Origin of the sequence: Sphingomonas sp. PL20, from assembly GCF_017875905.1 — a bacterium.
GTDB classification, from domain to species: Bacteria; Pseudomonadota; Alphaproteobacteria; order Sphingomonadales; family Sphingomonadaceae; genus Sphingomonas; species Sphingomonas echinoides.
This window is the reverse complement of sequence record NZ_JAGINH010000002.1, coordinates 2265570-2283437: the sequence shown is the minus strand read 5'-3', so window position 1 is coordinate 2283437 and position 17868 is coordinate 2265570. Positions and strand designations below refer to the sequence as shown.

Sequence of the window (17868 nt, the reverse complement as noted above, 5' to 3'; positions counted from 1 at the left end):
GGCTGAGCTTGTCGAAGCCCCGCTCGCCCCACGCGCGCCCTGCGCGGGGATCGGTGCCGTCCGACAGGCTCAGGGCTAACGGGGGCTTACCTGCACCACTTTGTCGCGCGCGGTCGCGCCGCGCACCAGCGTCAGCGCGGAGCGCGGGCGGCACAGTGCCTTGGCGAGCAAGGCGAGGATCGCGTCATTGGCCTTGCCGTCCTCGGGCGTCACCGTCGTGCGGATGTTGATCACGCCCGGCGCGCCGTCTGCGGGCAGGCGGATTTCATTGGCACCGGCATTGGGCGTGGCGCGGATCGTCAAATGCCCGTTCGCGTCGATCAGCGCTTCCAGCGCTTCGCGCCCGGGTAGGCGGTTCTTGATTCGGCTCATCAGAAGAAGGCGGAGGCGTTGAGCGACAGATACAGCGTGTCGTGATCGTTCGATCGGTTGGGCGCTTCGGTGAGGAAACGGCCCTTGGCCAGCCACACGCCGTCCGCCTCCAATTGCAGGCGCTTGGGGATCGCCCAGAAGCGCAGGCGCGCGTCGCTCTGCCACCCGGCGTCGCGGCCTGACTTCCCCGTCGCATCGACCACCGCGGTCGATGCAAACGCATCGCGCGCCGAGGCGAGCCACAATTTCTTGACTGTCAACATCGCGTCCAGGCGGCGCGATGGCGTCACCTCCAGCCTTGGCCCGAGCGACACCACATTGCTGCGCGTCACCGCATTATACAGGCCCGCCGGGGCGAAATCGCCGCGGCGCATGCCGTAGAGCGTGTCGAAGCGACGATAGCTGCCGTCGCGCCGGTCGCCCGAGGCATAATCGCCCTCCACTGCGAAATGCGGCGTCCAGGCGGTCTTCCATTGATGGCCGACACTGGCATGGGCGAACCAGGCGATCACCGGCAGCCACGCCGCGTTGCCCGCGAGACTGGCGGAGATCGTGCCGGTCTGGCGCATCACCTCGATTTCGCCATCGCCGTGGCCGGGGGCGGGGGCTGCAACCAGGCGTGCTGTGAGCGTCGTCAATTGCCGATCGCGCGTCGCCTGTCCCGGCCGGTCGCGTTCCTCGAAGCGGTAGAATCCAAGGTCGCCAGCGATGCGCCCGAGCAGTGCGGGCCGCGCCACCGTCGCGCCCCAGATCCGCGTGTCGAACCCTTCGCGGTCCAGCGCGATGCGCCCGCTGCGCAAGCCCGCCGCATCATCGGGCAAGCGCTGTTGCGGCAGGAAGTAGAAAACGGTCAGGTTCCAGCGCTCGCCATCGGCCATGTCGAAGCGCGCACCGGTGAAGCTGGTTGCGGTGTTGCGATAATCGTCGCGCGCGATCAGCCGACGCGAGCGCAGTTCGGCGGTCTGGCGGCCCAGCGTCAGATGGCCGAACAGGCCCTTGCGTGTCGCATCGCCCACATCCAGCCCGACAAAGGCTTCGATCGGTTCCAGCGTGTTGACTTCATTGGTCGACAGCGCACTGCGCGTCGGCGCATCGAGCGCGCGGCTGTCGGCGAGCGTCCCGCCCAGCGTCAGCGGGCCGGTGCGATACGTTCCATGCACGATGGTGCGCAACTGGGTCGAGGCTTCGTCTGCGGGCACATTCGCGCGCGCTTCGCCGTCGATCGTTTCGTAGCGCAGGCGGATGTTCGCCGAGACATCAACACCGTCTTGCGCGCGCGGTAACACTTGGCCGTGGGCCGGCACAGCGGCGACCAGCACCGTAAATGTCAGAAGCCCCCGCATCTCCGGCGCGCATAGCAAAGATCGCGGGCGACGCCCACCCGCCTTCAGCCAAACAAATCACCCTGCGGTCCCGGCGGCGGGCGGAACAGGTCGCTGCGCAACACCATCCGCTCCTGGTTCATCCCATGCTTGCGGCAGGCGATATGGAAGCGCGTGCGCAGCAAGTCCGCCCAGGGACCACTGCCGCGCATCCGCGAGAAGAAGCCCGGATCATTCTCGCGGCCCTGCCGGATCGAGGCGATCGTTGCCATCACCTTGCCCGCGCGGTCGGGGAAATGCGTGTCTAGCCACGTCTTGAACAAGGGCGCCACTTCCCACGGCAGCCGCACCGGAATGAACGAGATGGACCGCGCGCCCGCTTCTGCGGCGCGTTCCACCAAATGCTCGATCTCGTGATCGGTGATTGCGGGGATGACCGGTGCGATCGAGACATGCGTCGGCACGCCCGCCGCGACCAGCGCGCGCACCGCCGCCAGCCGCCGCGCGGGGGTGGGCGCGCGGGGTTCGACCGTCATCGCGATTTTGGGGTCGAGCGAGGTGATCGAAATCGCCACCGCCGCCAGCCCCTTCGCCGCCATCGGCGCGATCAGATCGAGATCGTGCACCACCCGGTCCGATTTGGTGGTGATGGTGAGGGGATGGTTGGTCTCGGCCAGCACCGCGATGCACCCGCGCGTGATCCGCCACTCGCGCTCGATCGGCTGATAGGGATCGGTATTGGTGCCAAAGGCGATCGGCTGCGCGACATAGCCGCGCTTCGCGAGTTCGGCGCGCAGCAGCGCCGGCGCATCGGGCTTGGCGAACAGCTTGCTCTCGAAATCCAGCCCCGGCGACAGGTCGTGAAACGCATGGGTCGGCCGCGCGAAGCAATAGATGCAGCCATGCTCGCACCCGCGATACGGGTTGATCGAGCGATCGAACGGAATGTCGGGCGAGCTGTTGCGGCTGATGATCGTGCGCGGCCGCTCGACCGTCACGGTGGTGCGTAAGCGGGGCGGGGCACCGTCCAGACCCTCGCGATCATCCAGCCAGTCGCCATCCGCCTCGCGTTCGGGCAGGTTGAAGCGGCGGCTCTCGGCGTTGAGCGTGGCACCGCGCTGGGGGCGTTTGTCGGCCATTGACAGCGCATAGCAGATCGATGAGAACGTAACAAGAACATGTAGAGGGAATGAGCAATGGCGCGCTTGAACTATCTCGAACTGCCGGTCGGTGATCTGGCCGGGGCCAAGGCCTTTTACACGGCGGCCTTCGGCTTCCAATTTACCGATTTCGGCCCGAGCTATGCCTCGACGATGAGTGGCGACACCGATATCGGGCTGCAGGGCGATATCGCGGAACAGACCGCCGCCGCCTTGCCGGTGATCGACGTCGAGGATCTCGACGCGACGCAAGCGGCGGTGCTTGCCGCAGGCGGCATCCTTACGCGCCCGACCTTCGCCTTTCCCGGTGGGCGGCGCTTTCATTTCCGCGATGTCGCCGGGCATGAAATCGCGGTGATGCAGAGCGCGTGACCGGCTTGCCGCGCCGATGATGATCGATAGAAGAGGGGGAATATTCGCCGGGGGAGGTTCCATGATTCGACTGAGCACGCTCTTCGTTCTTGCAGCGGCGACGCTGCCGGTCGCGGCGCAGGCGGCGGACGACAAGGAGCGGCTGCTCGATCTGCGCCAGCCGCCGGTGGTGGTGCAGGCGCTGCAGGACGCCGGCTACAAGGCCGAACTCAAGACCAACAAGGCCGGCGAACCCTATGTGCTGAGCGGTGCCAACGGATCGTCCTTCACCATCGAATTTTACGGCTGCACCGGGGTGAAGGACTGCAACTCCTACCAATTCTCAAGTTGGTACAAGGCTGAGCCGCTGTTCACGCCCGAACTGGCCAATGCCTGGAACGTGTCGAAGCGCTTTCTCAAGGTGTCGGTCGGGAAGGATGGCTCGCTTAACGAGTGGATGGATTTCTCCGCCGTCGGCAAGACCACCTTCGCCAATTTCGCCGACATCGTCGATTGGTATCAGACGATGGATGCCGACCTGACCAAATTCCTCGATGAAAAGCGCGCGGCGGCGAAGAAGTAGCGGATCATCGCGCCCCTTACCGGGCTTAGCGCTCGCGCAAACGCGGCATCAGCTCGACGAAATTGCAGGGGCGGTGGCGGCTGTCGAGCTGGCTCGCCAGGATGCCATCCCACCCGTCCTTCACCGCGCCGGTCGAGCCGGGGAGCGCGAAAATATAGGTGCCGCGCGTCACACAGGCGCAGGCGCGCGATTGCACGGTCGAGGTGCCGATCGTCTGGAAGCTGAGCCAGCGGAACAGTTCGCCGAAACCGGGGATCATCTTGTCGGCAACGCGCTCGATCGCCTCGGGCGTCACGTCGCGCCCGGTCACGCCGGTGCCGCCAGTGGTGATCACGCAATCGACCTGCTCGTCATCGATCCAGCGGTGCAGCGTGCCGACGATGAGGTCGACATCGTCGCGCACGATCTCGCGTGCGGCCAGCACATGCCCGGCACCCTCCAGCCGCGCAACCAAAGTGTCGCCCGAACGATCCTCGGCGAGGCCGCGTGTGTCGGAAACGGTGAGGACGGCGATGCGGACGGGCTGGAAGATCAGGCTTTCGTCAATCGGCACGGGCGATCGCTCGTCCTGAAGTGCTGGTCGCCGTGGTGCTCGCCATCGTGCGGCCCGAGGACGCGCTCGATGTCAGGCGAACCGCCGCAGCCCCCGGCAAACCGGGGAAGCGCGGCCACAGGCCCTGCGACAAAGCGGCACGGCTGACTGAGGCGGTTTTGCCAGTCTGCGCCTCATAGACCCAATAATTGCGCAGCACCGTGGTGACGTAACCGCGCGTCTCCCAGAACGGGATCGATTCGATGTAGAGCAACGGATCGCCACCGTCGCGCGCTTGCGCGTTCCACGCCTCGACCGGTCCCGGCCCGGCATTATAGGCCGCAATCACCTTGGGCAGCAGGCCGTCGGTGCAATGCTGATCGCGCAATTGTTCGAGATAGCTTTGCCCGACCTCGAAATTGGTGCCGGGGCGGGAGAGGGCGCTGCGGTCGAAATTGCGGCCCTGTTTGCGCGCAATGTCGGTCGCGGCACCGGGGCGCACCTGCATCAGGCCGTAAGCCCCCGCCGGGCTGACCACATCGGTGCGGAAGCGCGATTCCTGCAGCGTGTGCGCAAACACCAACGCCTTGTCGACGCGCCAGCCGCCATCGGGGGCCCAATTGGGCGCGGGAAAGCGCGCCTCGACCGGCGGCGTCGCGCCGACCGGGCCATTGTGCGACAGCCAGATCAACGTGGCAGGCAAATCGAGCGCGGCGGTCAGGCGGACCAAAGCGGGATATTCGGCTGGGTCGCCGATCCGCGCCTGTTGCCGGATCACGCTATCGGCGAGCGCGGTCTCGCCAATCTCGACCAAGGCCGCCGCCACGCGCACATTCGGACGGCGACCAAGCGTCTGCCAGTCGCTCGCGACCACCGCCGCCATCGGGTGCGCGGCGGTTTCGCGGATGCCAAGCGCTTGGCGTGCGAGCAGCCCGTAAAACGTCTCGCGATATTGTGCGGCGTTCTTCAGCCGGTTTTCGACACGATCGGGGCGCGCGCACTGCATGTCGGCGCGGGCCGCCCAATAGAGTGCCGCCGCGCGCAGATCGACATCGCTGGCGCGGGCGGCGACGCCCTCGAACAGCGTAGCAGCGGCGGCGCAATCATGCTGCCGCCACGCCGCGAGCGCGCCGACCCACTGGCCCTCGACCGCGAAATCGCCATATCCGGCGGCGGCCTTCTGTGCCATCGCGCGGGCATTGGTATCGTCCCCCGCCAGGAAATACATCCAGGCGATCTTGCGCTGCCATTCGGTCTGCAGGTCGCTGGAAAGCCCCGGCGTCGCCTCGAGCAACGCCTGTGCGTCGGCACCGCGATCTTCCTTGATCATCGGCTGCATCTTCAGCGCGAGTTCGACCGCGAGCAGATCGCCCTTGCCGAAGCTCTTCGCGCGCTTGCGGGCCGGCGCGCCGTCGATCCAGGTGAGCGCGCGCGCTTCGGGCAACGGCGGCAGGCCGACGCCACCGCGCGACGCGGCCATCGTCAGGATCTGCTTGGCCTGGGGCAATTCGGGCGCGCTGGCGAGCAGCTTCATCAGCGGGTCGAGATCGGCCTTGGGGGAACCCTTGGCGGTCAGCAATTCGGCCTGGGCGATCGCATGAAGCGGGCCGGGCTTGAGCGCGGCGAGTTGCAATTGCGCGTCCTGCCAATGTTGGCTGCGGATACTGGCAAAGACGGCGCGATAGCCTTCGCGCTGTTCGACATCGAGCTGGGCGGGGATGGTGGGGCGGGCACTGGTCGTCTCGACCGAAACGGGGGGCTCGCCGGCCGCATAAGCGGTCGCGGGAACGGTAAGGGCAAGCGTGGCGAGGGCCGCCAGTCTAGCGCTCATGCGTCCAATCCTGCGATCAGCATCTGCAAATCCTTCCACGCGCGCGCCTTTTCGGCGGGCCGTTCCAGTAAGAGTCGCGGATGGAAACTGGCCACCACCTCGACCAGCTTACCCATGCCACCTTCCGGGTTAATCGGGTGCAAAGTACCGCGCGCACGCGCTACGTCCATCCCGGTAAATCCACGACTCGGCGCATTCCCTAACAGAAGCACCCGTTTCGGCGCGACCAGCGCGACATGATGGCGCGCAATCTCGACCAGCCGGGTTTCGATTTCCGGCGCGATTCGGCCCGCCATCGGGCGCACCGTGCACATCGGCGCGAGGTAGACCGAGTCGCGACTCCGCCCGATTGCGGCCAGCATCCGGTCGAACAACCGCCCGACCGCGCCGCTCAGTAGCACGCCGGTATCGCTATCGTCGCGATCGGGCACATCCACCAAAATCATGATGTCGGCGGCGGGATTGCCCGATGCCGCAATCGGATCGCCGCGCCACGCCGCCTCCGGCGCATCGGGACCGACGCGCCATGCGAGGAACGCCTCGAGCGTCGCGGGCAGTGGCACGATGACCGGCGCCGCTACGGCACGCGGGGTTGGGCGTTGCGGCTGGCTTTCGACGGGGGCGGGCGGTGCCGCGGTCCAGTCGCGCGGGTCTTCGTCGACCAGCGTGTCGATGCCGACATCGCGCCACCATTCCAGCGCGCTCGCCGCCGCCAAACGCCAATCGATATTCTGGTCAGCCCCCATGCGTTCCTTTAGACTCCTATGTTGACGTGAAGGTCAATTCGCTGGCACGCGGAGATGGACAGGACGTTCCGCGCGCACGACGAGACTGCGCAGTCGGCGTCCGCGACGGAGATGAAATGTGAGCAGCCAAGACACTGGGGCCGAAAACCACCGCGAATCCATGCCCTATGACGTCGTGATCGTCGGGGCTGGCCCTGCCGGTCTGTCGGCGGCGATCCGGCTGAAACAAATGGCTGCCGAAAAGGGCGCGGAGCTGTCGGTCTGCATCCTCGAAAAAGGCTCCGAAGTCGGCGCGCACATCCTCTCGGGCGCGGTGATCGATCCGCGCTCGCTTGATGAGCTGATCCCCGATTGGCGCGAAAAGGGCTGCCCGCTCGCCGACGTGCCCGTCACCGACAACCAGCATTGGATGCTGTCCAAGACCGGCAAGATTTCGGTCCCGCATTTCCTCACGCCGCCCTTCATGCACAATAAGGGCACCTATACCGGCAGCCTCGGCAATCTGTGCCGCTGGCTGGCGTCACAGGCCGAGGAACTGGGCGTCGAGATCTTCCCCGGCTTTGCTGCGGCTGAAATCCTGTACAAGGACGATGGCTCGGTAAAGGGCGTCGCCACCGGCGACATGGGTGTGGCGCGCGATGGCACGCACAAGCCCGATTATACGCCGGGCCTCGAAATCCACGCCAAATACACTTTCTTCGGGGAAGGCGTGCGCGGCCATCTGTCCAAGCAGATCATCCGCACCTTCGATCTGGCCAAGGACAGCCAGCCGCAGGTGTACGGCATCGGCATCAAGGAATTGTGGGACATCGCGCCTGAGAATCATGTGCCCGGCCGCGTCATCCACACCCAGGGCTGGCCGCTCAACGAGACCGAAGGCTCGAATGGCGGTGGGTTCCTCTATCATCAGGCCAATGGGCAGATCGCGCTCGGTTTCGTCACCTGGCTCAGCTATTCCAACCCCTATCTCTCGCCCTTCCAGGAAATGCAGCGCTGGAAGACGCACCCGGAGATCGCCAAGATCCTCAAGGGTGCCAAGCGTGTGTCCTACGGCGCGCGCGCGATCAGCGATGGCGGCTTGCAGTCGATCCCCAAGCTGGTCTTCCCCGGCGGGGCGCTGATCGGCTGTTCGGCGGGCTTCCTCAACGTGCCGCGCATCAAGGGCACGCACACCGCGATGAAGAGCGGCATGATGGCGGCAGAGGCTGCGGTCGACGCGATCCTGTCGCAACGCCAGCATGATGAACTGGCGGCGTATCCGGAGGCGTTCGAGGCAAGCTGGGTCAAGAAGGAGCTGTCGATCGTCCGCAATGTCGTGCCGCTGGTCGAAAAGTTCGGCGAGCTGATCGGCTCGGCACTGGCGAACGTGACGATGTGGGCGGAATATATCGGCCTGAAAATGCCCTTCACGATGAAGCACCACGCCAACCATAAGAGCCTGTGGCGCAAGGATCAGGTCAAGCCGATCGCCTATCCCAAGCCCGATGGTGTGCTGACCTTCGATCGTCTCTCCTCGGTGTTCATTTCGAACACCAATCACGAGGAGGACCAGCCCGTCCACCTGACGCTGAAGGACCCGAACATCCCGGTCGAATACGATCTGCCGATGTATGACGAACCGGCGCAGCGCTATTGCCCGGCGGGCGTGTACGAAATCGTCGGGCAGGACGAGGGTAACCCGAAGTTCGTGATCAACGCGCAGAATTGCGTCCACTGCAAGACCTGCGACATCAAGGACCCGACGCAGAACATCAACTGGGTGGTGCCGGAAGGCGGCGGCGGGCCGAATTATCCGAACATGTAACGCGACCTTCCGGTGAAATACTCTTCCCCGGCGAAGGCCGGGGTCCAGTCGGGAAGGGCGTTGTTATTGAGCGCGACGCTCGCCATAGACCGGCCACGACTGGGCCCCGGCCTCATGCCGGGGAAGTGGAACCGTTTGATTGCCGCCGATGATCACCGAAAACGCCCCCGCAAAGATCAACCTCGCGCTGCACGTCCGCGCGCGCCGCGCCGATGGCTATCATGAGCTGGAAACGCTGTTCGCCTTTGTCGCGGATGGCGACACCGTTACGCTGGAGCCGGGCCCGCTCTCGCTGACCATCACCGGCCCGTTCGCGCATGGCCTGTCGGGCGAGGGCGACAACCTCGTCACCCGCGCCGCGCGCGCCTTTGCCGATCGCTTCGGCGTGGCGGTGGGCGGGGCCTTCACGCTCGACAAGCATTTGCCGGTCGCCTCGGGCATCGGCGGCGGCTCCGCCGATGCGGCGGCGGCTTTACGCGCGCTGGCGCGGTTGCGCGAGGTGGCGATCGATGATCCGCGCTTGTTCGAAATCGCTGCCGCGCTTGGCTCGGATGTCCCCGCTTGCCTGCTGGGCCGCACCGCCATGGGGCAGGGGCGCGGCGAGCGGCTGGAAGCGCTGGAGGGTTTGGGCGGCATGCCTGCCTTGCTGGTCAACCCCGGCGTGGCGGTGTCGACGGCGGCGGTGTTCAAGGCGTGGGATTGCGTCGATCGCGGCGCGCTGCAGATTGGCGACGTACTGGCGATGGCGCTCGAAGGGCGCAATGATCTGGAGGCCCCGGCGCGCGCGCTCGCGCCCGAAATCGATGCCGTGCTGGCGGCGCTTGGCGAAGGTAATCCCGTGCTCGCGCGCATGTCGGGATCGGGTGCGACCTGCTTTGCGCTCTATGCGGACGAGGCCAGCCGTGCCGCCGCCGCGACGCGGATTCGTGCCGCGCAGCCGGGGTGGTGGTGTCTCGAAACGCGACTCCTGTGACAGTTTTGCGTGCCATTATGGGGCGATCTGCCTGGCCTGATTACGTGCAACGTCGGAAATGCGCGCTTGGCACTGGCCTTGCTGTGATCAAATCGAACGGGTCCGCCGCCCCCAGCGGAGCGCCCGTTGATGGTCCACGGTCCCCCCGCGCGCCATCTTTGCAGCGGGACGGCGGGGGCAACCTCGCCGTCCCCTCGCACGCATGACCGCCCCCCGCTTCATCCCCGGTACGCCGGGCGCGATCCTGCTGATTTGCGATCACGCGTCCAATGCGGTGCCGCCCGATATCGACCTCGGCATCGCACCCGACATGCTCGACAAGCATATCGCGATTGATCTCGGCAGCGCTGCGCTGACCGAGGCGTTGGCCGAAGCGCTGGACGCCCCCGCCATTCTTGCTAGCGCGTCGCGACTGGTGATCGATCTCAACCGACCGGTCGATTCAGCCGGACTCATTCCGCTCGTCAGCGATGGCCATCCCATCCCCGGCAATGCGGATGTCGACCGGGCCGACCGCATTGCGCGGTTGTATGTTCCGTATCACGAGGCCATCGCCTCGGCGATTGCGGTCCAGAGGCCGATGTTGCTGGCAGCGATCCACAGCTTCACGCCGCAGCTCGAAAGCGTCGGCGCGCCGGTGCGCCCCTGGGAAATCGGCATCTTGTCGAACAACGACCGTCGCGCAGCGGAGATCGCGCTGTCATTGCTGACGGCGCAGGGTCTGGTCACCGGCGACAATGAACCCTATTCGGGCCGCCTGCTCAACGCGACGCTCGACCGGCATGGCGAAGCCAATGGAATCGCCAGCCTTTCGATCGAAATCCGCAACGATCTGATCGCGGATGCGGGCGGTGTGGCGCGTTGGGCCATGATCCTCGCGCCAATTTTAGCCGAGATACGTAACAGACTTGCGTCGACCGGGGGTTTGGCGACATAGGCTTTCGCCATGACTCGCACCTTCGACAAAGCCAAGCTCCCCAGCCGTCACGTTTCGGTTGGGCCCGAACGCTCCCCGCATCGCAGCTATTATTATGCGATGGGCATCGCCGAGGCGGATATCGCCAAGCCGTTCGTCGCGCTCGCCTCGGCCGGCAACAACTCCGCGCCGTGCAACACCAAGCTGGACGAACAGGCCGATGCGGCGCAGGCCGGCGTCATCACCGGCGGCGGAATGCCGCGTCGTTTCAATACCATAACCGTCACCGATGGCATCGCCATGGGACATCAAGGGATGAAGTCCTCGCTCGTCAGCCGCGAAGTGATCGCGGATTCGGTCGAACTCAGCGTGCGCGGCCATTGCTATGACGCGCTGGTCGGATTTGCTGGCTGCGACAAGTCGCTGCCGGGCATGATGATGGCGATGCTCCGCCTCAATGTGCCGAGCATCTTCGTCTATGGCGGATCGATCCTGCCCGGCCGCTTCCATGATCGCGACGTCACTGTGGTCGATGTGTTCGAGGCGGTCGGTCAATATGCGGCAGGCGGGTGCCCACTGCAGGAATTGATCGAGCTGGAAAAGGTCGCGTGCCCCGGCCACGGCGCGTGCGGCGGCCAGTTCACTGCCAACACCATGGCGTGCGTCGGCGAGGCGATCGGCCTGTCGCTGCCCAATTCCAACATGATGCCCGCCCCGTATCGCGGTCGCGACGAGATCGCGATCGCGGCGGGTGAGCAAGTGATGGAGCTGATCGCGCGCAACATCCGCCCGCGCGACATCTGCACGCGCGAAGCCTTCATCAATGCAGCGCGTGTCGTCGCGGCCACTGGCGGATCGACCAACGCCGCCTTGCATCTCCCCGCGATGGCGAATGAAGCGGGCATCGACTTCGATTTGTTCGACGTGGCAGAGGCGTTCAAATCAACGCCTTATATCGCCGATCTCAAACCCGGTGGTAAGTATGTCGCCAAGGATATGTATGAGGCCGGTGGCGTCTACATGCTGATGAAGACGATGCTGGAAGGCGGCTTCCTCGACGGCAACTGCCTGACGGTGACGGGTAAGACGCTCGGCGAGAATATCGATCAGGTCACCTGGAACCCCGACCAGAAGGTCATTTACGACGTCAAGACGCCGCTGTCGGCGAGGGGCGGCGTGGTTGGCTTGCGCGGTACGCTCGCCCCCGATGGCGCGATCGTGAAGGTCGCGGGGATGCACCGGCTCCAGTTCACCGGACCGGCGCGCGTGTTCGATTGCGAGGAGGAGTGTTTCGCGGCAGTGGAAGGGCGCCTGATCAACGAGGGCGAAGTCATCATCATCCGCTATGAAGGGCCGAAGGGCGGCCCCGGCATGCGTGAGATGCTTTCGACCACGGCTGCGCTTTATGGCCTTGGGCTGGGCGAAAAGGTTGCGTTGATCACCGACGGTCGCTTCTCGGGCGGCACGCGCGGCTTCTGCATCGGCCATGTCGGGCCGGAAGCAGCCGAAGGCGGGCCGATCGGCCTGGTGGAGGATGGCGACATCATCCGGATCGATGCCGAAGCGGGCACGATCGACCTCGATGTCGACCCGGAAACGCTGGCTGCACGCAAGGCGGCATGGGTGCCGCGCCTTAACGATTACCAGGCGGGTGCGCTGTGGCGCTATTCCCAGACGGTCGGGCCTGCCTATAAGGGCGCGGTCACGCACCCGGGAGCCAGCGCCGAAACTCATGTCTACGCGGATATCTAGTCTAGTCTTGCTGGCCCTTTCGCTTGCCGCGTGCGGTGAGCAACGTACCGACCACGCCACGCTTGCCAAAGTGGAGGCCGAGCAACGCCAGGCGCGCGACGATAGCGGGAACATCGTCTGCGCGCCGCGCGGCTCGGCGGATTTCGCGCGGACCTGTACGGTGGACCGGAGCGAGACCGATGCCGGGCTGGTGCTGACCGTGCGCCACCCGGACGGGGCGTTCCACCGCTTGCTGGTGACCAAGGACGGGCGTGGCGTGATCGCAGCGGATGGTGCGGAGACCGCCGTGGTGACGATCATTGCCAATGGCGAGATCGAGGTCGCTTTGGGCGGGGACCGCTACCGTCTTCCCGCCACCGTCAAAGGCAAAGCCGCGGCCGCCTCATGATCCCCATTGCAGGGCAGCCGATCCTGACCGCCGCCGAAATGCGCGCGGCGGAACAGCGCGCGATCGATGCGGGAACCAGCGTTACCGCGCTGATGGAGCGCGCCGGGGCGGGCGTGGCCGAGGCGGTGCGGCGGTTGGCGGGGGATGCGCCGGTGCTGGTACTGTGCGGACCCGGCAATAATGGCGGCGATGGCTATGTCGCGGCGCGGATTTTGCGCGCGAACGGCGTCGCGGTACGCTTGGCGGCGACGGGGGCTCCGATGAGCGAGGCCGCCATCCAAGCGCGCACCGGGTGGCACGGCCCGGTCGAGACGCTAGCCGATGCCGCGCCTGCGCCCGTTGTGCTGGATGCGATTTTCGGGACCGGTCTGTCGCGGCGGGTCGATGGCGGCATTGCCACGCCGCTTGCGGCGTTGGTGCAGGCGGCACGGCTTTCGCTCACGGTCGATGTGCCGACCGGCCTTGCCACCGATACGGGCGACGCGTTGATCGATACCGTCAGCCACTTCGATATCACGCTCGCACTGGGTGCGTTGAAACCGGTGCATGTGCTTGCGGCCTCTGCGCAAATGTGCGGAACGGTGCGGTTGGTGGAGATCGGCCTGGACACGCGCAGCGGCGCGCGCGCGGAGGTGATCGATCGCCCCACGCTGCAAGCGCCCGGCATCGACAGCACCAAATATACGCGCGGCATGGTGGCGGTGGTCGGCGGGATCATGCCCGGAGCCGCTGCGCTCGCGTCCGAGGCGGCGATGCGCGCGGGAGCGGGCTATGTACTGTTGCTGTCGGACACGCTGCCGCCGAACACGCCGCACGCGCTGGTGCGTCGGGCTTGGGCACCGGACGCGCTTGCGGACGCGCGGATCGGGGCGATCCTCATCGGCCCTGGGCTTGGGCGCGACGATGCCGCGCGATCGAAGCTCGCAGTGGCGCTGGCGAGCGATCGCCCGCTGGTGATCGATGGCGATGCGCTGCATTTGCTGGAGGGCCGGACCTTCCATGATCGGCGCGCGCCGACGATCCTGACCCCGCATGGGGGCGAGTTCGTGGCGGTGTTCGGCGCGTGGAGCGGCAGCAAGATCGAGGCGGCGCGGGCCGCCGCAGCGACATCGGGGGCGGTGGTGGTGTTCAAGGGGGCGGACACGGTCATCGCTGATCCCGATGGCAGCGTCGTGGTGGCTCCGCATGGCTCGTCCTGGCTTTCGACCGCGGGCACGGGTGACGTGCTGGCGGGGGCGGTCGCCGCGCTGGCAGCAAGCGATTCGCCGCTGGCGACGCGTGCGCGCGCAGCGGCAGCGGTGTGGATGCACGGCGCGGCAGCGCGGCGGTTGGGCGGCGCGTTTCTGGCGGACGATCTGGCGCGTGAAATATCGGCAGTAAGGGCGGCGTTGTGAGCGATGTGATTGTGCGTGTGGCCGCGCGGGGCGATGGTGTGACCGCCGATGGTCGGCACGCTGCCTTTGCCGCACCGGGTGACACGCTGACGCCCGACAATGTCGTGATTCCGGGGCCGCACCACCAAACGCCGCCATGCCGTTACTTTCCCGTGTGCGGGGGGTGTCAGCTTCAGCATCTCGACGATGCCAGCTACGCCGATTTCCTCACCGATCGCATTGCGGGTGCGCTGGCCGCGCAGGGGCTGACCGCACCGCTTCGACCGCCGTTGCTGTCGCCCGAACGCACGCGGCGGCGGGCCGCGTTGCACGCTGAAGTCAAAGGCGGCGCGGTACGGTTGGGGTTCAGCGAACCCGCCAGCCATGCGATCGTCGATGTGCAGGAATGCTGGATCCTGACGCCTGCGCTCTTCGCGGTGCTGGCCCCCTTGCGCAAACTGCTCGCGCGGGCGCTGAAGGGGCGGGCGCGGCTGCATGTGACCGAGGTCGATCAGGGCATCGACCTGCTGATCGAGGGCAAGCTGGCCGAGGGGCTGGCGATTGCCGAGGGGATCACGACGTTTTGCGGCGCGCACGGCATCGCGCGCTTGGCGGTTGATGACGGGATTGGCCCGGAAACGCGCTGGGAGCCAGAGCCGGTCACGATCACGCTCGGTGGCGTGGCGGTGCCATTTCCCTCGGGCAGCTTCCTGCAGGCGACGCGCGAGGGCGAGGCGAGCCTGGTCGCCGCCGTGCGCGAAGCGGTGGGCGCGGTGCGAGTAAGCGCGGATCTGTTCGCCGGGCTGGGCACGCTGGCGCTGTCGCTGCCGGGCAAGGTCTATGCTGCCGAGGCGGGGCGCGGCGCGATCTTCGCGTTAAAGGCAGGCGCGGCGCAAGCGGGCCGGGCGGTGTTCGCCGAACATCGCGACCTGTTCCGGCGTCCGCTGACCAGCGCGGAATGCGACCGGTTTGAGGCGATCGTGCTCGATCCGCCGCGGGCTGGCGCGCGCGAGCAGGTGACGCAACTGGCGGCATCGAAAGTGCCAGTGGTGGCCTATGTTTCGTGCAATCCCAGCAGCTTTGCACGCGATGCGGAGATTTTGTGCAAGGGTGGTTACACGCTCGATTGGGTGCAACCGGTCGGCCAATTCCGCTGGTCGACCCATGCCGAATTGGCGGCACGTTTCAACCGATAGCCTCTTAGCGTCTTCGCGTGATCCATTTTCACGCGAAGCCGCGAAGGCGCGAAGAAGGGTTCAAGGATAATCGGCGCGTAGGAAATACAGGCCGTCGGGCGGTGCGTTGAAGCCCAATGCGGTGCGGTCGCGCGCTTCGAGTGCGGCGGTGATGTTCTCAGGGGTCCATTTCCCTTCGCCGACCAACGCGAGGCAGCCGACCATCGAGCGCACCTGATGATGCAGGAAGGAGCGCGCAGAAGCGAACACGCTGATCCGCTCTCCTTCCGCCACCACATCGAGCCGGTCGAGCGTGCGCAGCGGGCTGTCGGCCTGGCAATGCGCCGAGCGGAAGGTGGTGAAGTCATGCCGCCCGACCAGCCGCGCGGCACCGTCCGCCATCGCCGCGACATCGAGCGGGGCGGGGATGCGCCACGCCAGCCCGCGCTCAACCGTCAGCGGCGCGCGGCGCGTTACGATGCGGAACTCATAATGCCGCCCGATGCACGAGAAGCGCGCGTGCCAGTCATCGGGCACGATTTCACAGTCGAGGATCGCGATGGGGTCGGGCCGCAGCTTGGCGTTGAGCGCTTCCATCAGCCGGAACGGGGTGAAAGTGCGGGTCAGGTCGAGATGCGCGCGCATGCCAAGGCCGTGGACGCCGGCATCGGTGCGACCGGCGGCGTGGACGGTGATCTCTTCCCCGGTGATGGATTGCGCGGCGCGTTCGATGGCGGCCTGGACGCTCGCCCCGTGGCGCTGGCGCTGCCAGCCCATATAGGGGCGTCCGTCGAACTCGACCGTCAGCGCGAACCGCGTCAAAGCTGCGTGCCCACGGGGATGGGGAAGCCGCGCAGGAGTTCGTCGGTGGTCATGACGCCACGCCCGGCGCGTTGTAGCAAGGTCGGGCGGATCGCGCCGCTGCCGCAGGCGATGGTGAGAAGCGTGTCGAGCACTTCTCCCTCTCCCCGCTGGCGGGGAGAGGGGCTGTGCGGATTGTCGGCGTTCTGCTGGACTGCCCCTCTCCCGACCTCGCTACGCTCGGCCACCCTCTCCCCGCTTGCGGGGAGAGGGAGAAGGTCGGCCGCCAGCAGCTTGATGCGTTCGCCCTGAACTTCGAAGAACGCCCCCGGCACCGGGTTGAAAGCGCGAATTTGCCGCTCGACCGCGTCGGCCGATTGCGTCCAGTCGATCCGCGCCTCGGCCTTGTCGATCTTGGCGGCATAGGTGACGCCGTCTTCGGGCTGCGCCTCGGGCGGATAAGCGTCGAAGTCGCTTAGCACCTGCACCATCAGCCGTGCGCCCATCGCGCTCAATTCGTCGGTCAGTATGCCCGCCATCTTGCCCTCGATCGCGGTCGTGTCGCGCAGCAGCACCGGGCCGGTGTCGAGCCCGGCCTCCATCTGCATGATGCACACGCCGGTTTCCGCGTCGCCGGCGAGGATCGCGCGCTGGATCGGCGCCGCGCCGCGCCAACGCGGCAGCAGCGAGGCATGGACGTTGAGGCAGCCGCGCGCAGGCGCGTCGAGCACCGCGCGCGGCAGGATCAGACCATAAGCGGCGATCACCGCCACATCCGCCACGAACGCGGCAAACTCGGCCTGCGCTTCGGCATCGCGCAGCGTGACGGGGGTGCGCACGGCAATGCCCAGCGCTTCGGCACGCGCCTGGACCGGGGAGGGCGTGAGCGCCTTGCCCCGCCCGGCGCGGCGCGGCGGTTGGCTGTAGGACGCCACGACCTCATGCCCGGCATCGACCAAGGCTTGCAGCACCGGCACCGAGAAGTCCGGGGTTCCCATGAAAATGATCCGCATGGCGGCGCTTTGCGATCGAGGGCCCGCAAACACAAGCCCCGTCACCCCGGCGCAGGCCGGGGCCGCTGGGTCGGGTGCGCTGCGATCGTTTTCAGCGCCACGGGACGGCCCCGGCCTGCGCCGGGGTGACGAACGCAACGCAACCCCCTATCTGTTCTCCATGGCCTCTCCCGAAATCGAAGCGCTGACACAGGCCCTTGCCAAATTGCCGGGGCTGGGGCCGCGCTCCGCCCGACGCGCGGTGCTGCACTTGCTGAAGAAGCGCGAGGCGGCACTGGGGCCGTTGCTGAGTGCGTTGATGGCGGTTGAGGAACGGCTCTCAACCTGTTCGATTTGCGGCAATATCGACACCACCAATCCGTGTGGCGTGTGCGCCGATCCGCGCCGCGATGCGCGCGCGCTGTGCGTGGTGGAGGAGGTGGCCGATCTGTGGGCGCTGGATCGGTCGCGGCTGTTTCCGGGGCGGTTCCATGTGCTGGGCGGGCGGCTGTCGGCGCTGGAGGGCGTGCGGCCCGAGGATCTCGCGATCGATTCGCTGGTGCGCCGCATTGCCGAGGGCGGGATCGACGAGGTCGTGCTGGCGATGAACGCGACGTTGGAGGGGCAGACCACGGCGCATTACATCATCGAGCGGATCGAACGCTTTCCGGTGCGCATCACCCAATTGGCGCACGGCCTGCCAGTGGGCGGCGAACTCGATTATCTCGACGAAGGCACGCTGGCCCAGGCACTGCGCGCCAGGCGGCCTGTTGGGTGATTTAAGAAGAAGTTGGGTT

At 66.7% G+C, this 17868-nt stretch carries 18 protein-coding genes; 10 read left to right on the top strand and 8 right to left on the bottom strand.

Annotated features, from left to right (window positions below):
* Positions 1–75: 75 nt before the first annotated feature.
* Genes H4W01_RS10625 through H4W01_RS10615 form a run of 3 tightly spaced genes read right to left on the bottom strand, consistent with a single transcriptional unit; the run spans position 76 to position 2833 of the window.
* A complete protein-coding gene (locus tag H4W01_RS10625; protein WP_209610958.1) occupies positions 76–372 on the bottom strand; it encodes a DUF167 domain-containing protein in 297 nt (98 codons plus the stop codon).
* Positions 372–1715, bottom strand: a complete 1344-nt coding sequence (locus H4W01_RS10620; RefSeq protein WP_209610957.1) for an alginate export family protein — start codon at positions 1713–1715, stop codon at positions 372–374. Before H4W01_RS10620 ends, H4W01_RS10625 begins: the two co-directional genes overlap by 1 nt.
* A gap of 44 nt (positions 1716–1759) precedes the next feature.
* Complete coding sequence (locus tag H4W01_RS10615; RefSeq protein ID WP_209610956.1) at positions 1760–2833, bottom strand: PA0069 family radical SAM protein; 1074 nt, start codon at positions 2831–2833, stop codon at positions 1760–1762.
* A gap of 57 nt (positions 2834–2890) precedes the next feature.
* On the opposite strand from H4W01_RS10615, the gene H4W01_RS10610 reads away from it, so the two are divergent.
* A complete protein-coding gene (locus H4W01_RS10610) occupies positions 2891–3226 on the top strand; it encodes a VOC family protein (protein WP_209610955.1) in 336 nt (111 codons plus the stop codon).
* Between the two features lie 61 nt (positions 3227–3287).
* Positions 3288–3788, top strand: a complete 501-nt coding sequence (locus H4W01_RS10605; RefSeq protein WP_209610954.1) for a YbjN domain-containing protein — start codon at positions 3288–3290, stop codon at positions 3786–3788.
* A gap of 25 nt (positions 3789–3813) precedes the next feature.
* On the opposite strand, the gene moaB is transcribed toward H4W01_RS10605, so the two are convergent.
* From moaB to H4W01_RS10590, 3 genes are read right to left on the bottom strand one after another with little or no spacing between them, the layout of a single operon-like run.
* Positions 3814–4341: a molybdenum cofactor biosynthesis protein B gene (moaB, locus tag H4W01_RS10600; RefSeq protein WP_209610953.1), complete on the bottom strand. Its 528-nt coding sequence runs from the start codon at positions 4339–4341 to the stop codon at positions 3814–3816.
* Positions 4331–6151 carry a lytic transglycosylase domain-containing protein gene (locus tag H4W01_RS10595; RefSeq protein WP_209610952.1) on the bottom strand — a complete coding sequence of 607 codons (1821 nt, stop codon included), beginning with the start codon at positions 6149–6151 and terminating at the stop codon, positions 4331–4333. Before H4W01_RS10595 ends, moaB begins: the two co-directional genes overlap by 11 nt.
* Positions 6148–6897 (bottom strand): uracil-DNA glycosylase, encoded by a 750-nt coding sequence (locus tag H4W01_RS10590; protein ID WP_209610951.1) that lies wholly within the window; start codon positions 6895–6897, stop codon positions 6148–6150. Before H4W01_RS10590 ends, H4W01_RS10595 begins: the two co-directional genes overlap by 4 nt.
* A 160-nt stretch (positions 6898–7057) precedes the next feature.
* Between H4W01_RS10590 and H4W01_RS10585 the strand changes: the two genes are divergently transcribed.
* The 7 genes from H4W01_RS10585 to H4W01_RS10555 all read left to right on the top strand — a co-directional run bounded on the left by H4W01_RS10585 (position 7058) and on the right by H4W01_RS10555 (position 15299).
* The gene (locus H4W01_RS10585) at positions 7058–8701 is read left to right on the top strand and encodes an electron transfer flavoprotein-ubiquinone oxidoreductase (RefSeq protein WP_209613326.1); all 1644 of its coding nucleotides are present in this window, start codon (positions 7058–7060) and stop codon (positions 8699–8701) included.
* A 148-nt stretch (positions 8702–8849) separates the two neighbouring features.
* A complete protein-coding gene (locus H4W01_RS10580; protein ID WP_209610950.1) occupies positions 8850–9674 on the top strand; it encodes a 4-(cytidine 5'-diphospho)-2-C-methyl-D-erythritol kinase in 825 nt (274 codons plus the stop codon).
* Between the two features lie 202 nt (positions 9675–9876).
* Entirely contained in the window at positions 9877–10611 is a 735-nt protein-coding gene (locus H4W01_RS10575) for an N-formylglutamate amidohydrolase (RefSeq protein ID WP_209610949.1), read from the top strand.
* A 9-nt stretch (positions 10612–10620) separates the two neighbouring features.
* Positions 10621–12342, top strand: a complete 1722-nt coding sequence (ilvD, locus tag H4W01_RS10570) for a dihydroxy-acid dehydratase (protein ID WP_209610948.1) — start codon at positions 10621–10623, stop codon at positions 12340–12342.
* Positions 12343–12349: 7 nt separating this feature from the next.
* Positions 12350–12730, top strand: coding sequence for a hypothetical protein (locus H4W01_RS10565; protein WP_029622414.1), 381 nt, complete (start codon positions 12350–12352; stop codon positions 12728–12730).
* The gene (locus tag H4W01_RS10560) at positions 12727–14124 is read left to right on the top strand and encodes an NAD(P)H-hydrate dehydratase (RefSeq protein ID WP_209610947.1); all 1398 of its coding nucleotides are present in this window, start codon (positions 12727–12729) and stop codon (positions 14122–14124) included. Before H4W01_RS10565 ends, H4W01_RS10560 begins: the two co-directional genes overlap by 4 nt.
* Positions 14121–15299: a class I SAM-dependent RNA methyltransferase gene (locus H4W01_RS10555; protein ID WP_209610946.1), complete on the top strand. Its 1179-nt coding sequence runs from the start codon at positions 14121–14123 to the stop codon at positions 15297–15299. Before H4W01_RS10560 ends, H4W01_RS10555 begins: the two co-directional genes overlap by 4 nt.
* A 60-nt stretch (positions 15300–15359) precedes the next feature.
* Here the strand turns inward: H4W01_RS10555 and truA are convergent, their stop codons facing one another.
* Both truA and fmt read right to left on the bottom strand, forming a co-directional pair.
* On the bottom strand, positions 15360–16100 hold the full coding sequence (gene truA, locus H4W01_RS10550) for a tRNA pseudouridine(38-40) synthase TruA (protein WP_209610945.1): 741 nt from the start codon (positions 16098–16100) through the stop codon (positions 15360–15362).
* Complete coding sequence (gene fmt / locus H4W01_RS10545; RefSeq protein WP_209610944.1) at positions 16097–17092, bottom strand: methionyl-tRNA formyltransferase; 996 nt, start codon at positions 17090–17092, stop codon at positions 16097–16099. The genes truA and fmt overlap by 4 nt, the downstream gene beginning before the upstream one ends.
* 160 nt (positions 17093–17252) lie before the next feature.
* Here fmt and recR point away from each other — a divergent pair, with 160 nt between their 5' ends.
* Positions 17253–17849: a recombination mediator RecR gene (gene recR / locus H4W01_RS10540; protein WP_010403262.1), complete on the top strand. Its 597-nt coding sequence runs from the start codon at positions 17253–17255 to the stop codon at positions 17847–17849.
* The last annotated feature ends 19 nt before the right edge of the window (positions 17850–17868 follow it).

Excerpts from the sequence above, each read along its gene's own strand:
- ilvD (WP_209610948.1), top strand. The coding sequence starts at position 10,621 with ATGACTCGCACCTTCGACAAAGCCAAGCTCCCCAGCCGTCACGTTTCG.
- H4W01_RS10615 (WP_209610956.1), bottom strand. The coding sequence starts at position 2,833 with ATGGCCGACAAACGCCCCCAGCGCGGTGCCACGCTCAACGCCGAGAGC.
- H4W01_RS10560 (WP_209610947.1), top strand. The coding sequence starts at position 12,727 with ATGATCCCCATTGCAGGGCAGCCGATCCTGACCGCCGCCGAAATGCGC.
- fmt (WP_209610944.1), bottom strand. The coding sequence starts at position 17,092 with ATGCGGATCATTTTCATGGGAACCCCGGACTTCTCGGTGCCGGTGCTG.
- recR (WP_010403262.1), top strand. The coding sequence starts at position 17,253 with ATGGCCTCTCCCGAAATCGAAGCGCTGACACAGGCCCTTGCCAAATTG.
- H4W01_RS10605 (WP_209610954.1), top strand. The coding sequence starts at position 3,288 with ATGATTCGACTGAGCACGCTCTTCGTTCTTGCAGCGGCGACGCTGCCG.
- H4W01_RS10575 (WP_209610949.1), top strand. The coding sequence starts at position 9,877 with ATGACCGCCCCCCGCTTCATCCCCGGTACGCCGGGCGCGATCCTGCTG.
- H4W01_RS10625 (WP_209610958.1), bottom strand. The coding sequence starts at position 372 with ATGAGCCGAATCAAGAACCGCCTACCCGGGCGCGAAGCGCTGGAAGCG.
- H4W01_RS10585 (WP_209613326.1), top strand. The coding sequence starts at position 7,058 with ATGCCCTATGACGTCGTGATCGTCGGGGCTGGCCCTGCCGGTCTGTCG.
- H4W01_RS10595 (WP_209610952.1), bottom strand. The coding sequence starts at position 6,151 with ATGAGCGCTAGACTGGCGGCCCTCGCCACGCTTGCCCTTACCGTTCCC.
- H4W01_RS10610 (WP_209610955.1), top strand. The coding sequence starts at position 2,891 with ATGGCGCGCTTGAACTATCTCGAACTGCCGGTCGGTGATCTGGCCGGG.
- H4W01_RS10620 (WP_209610957.1), bottom strand. The coding sequence starts at position 1,715 with ATGCGGGGGCTTCTGACATTTACGGTGCTGGTCGCCGCTGTGCCGGCC.
- H4W01_RS10580 (WP_209610950.1), top strand. The coding sequence starts at position 8,850 with ATGATCACCGAAAACGCCCCCGCAAAGATCAACCTCGCGCTGCACGTC.
- H4W01_RS10590 (WP_209610951.1), bottom strand. The coding sequence starts at position 6,897 with ATGGGGGCTGACCAGAATATCGATTGGCGTTTGGCGGCGGCGAGCGCG.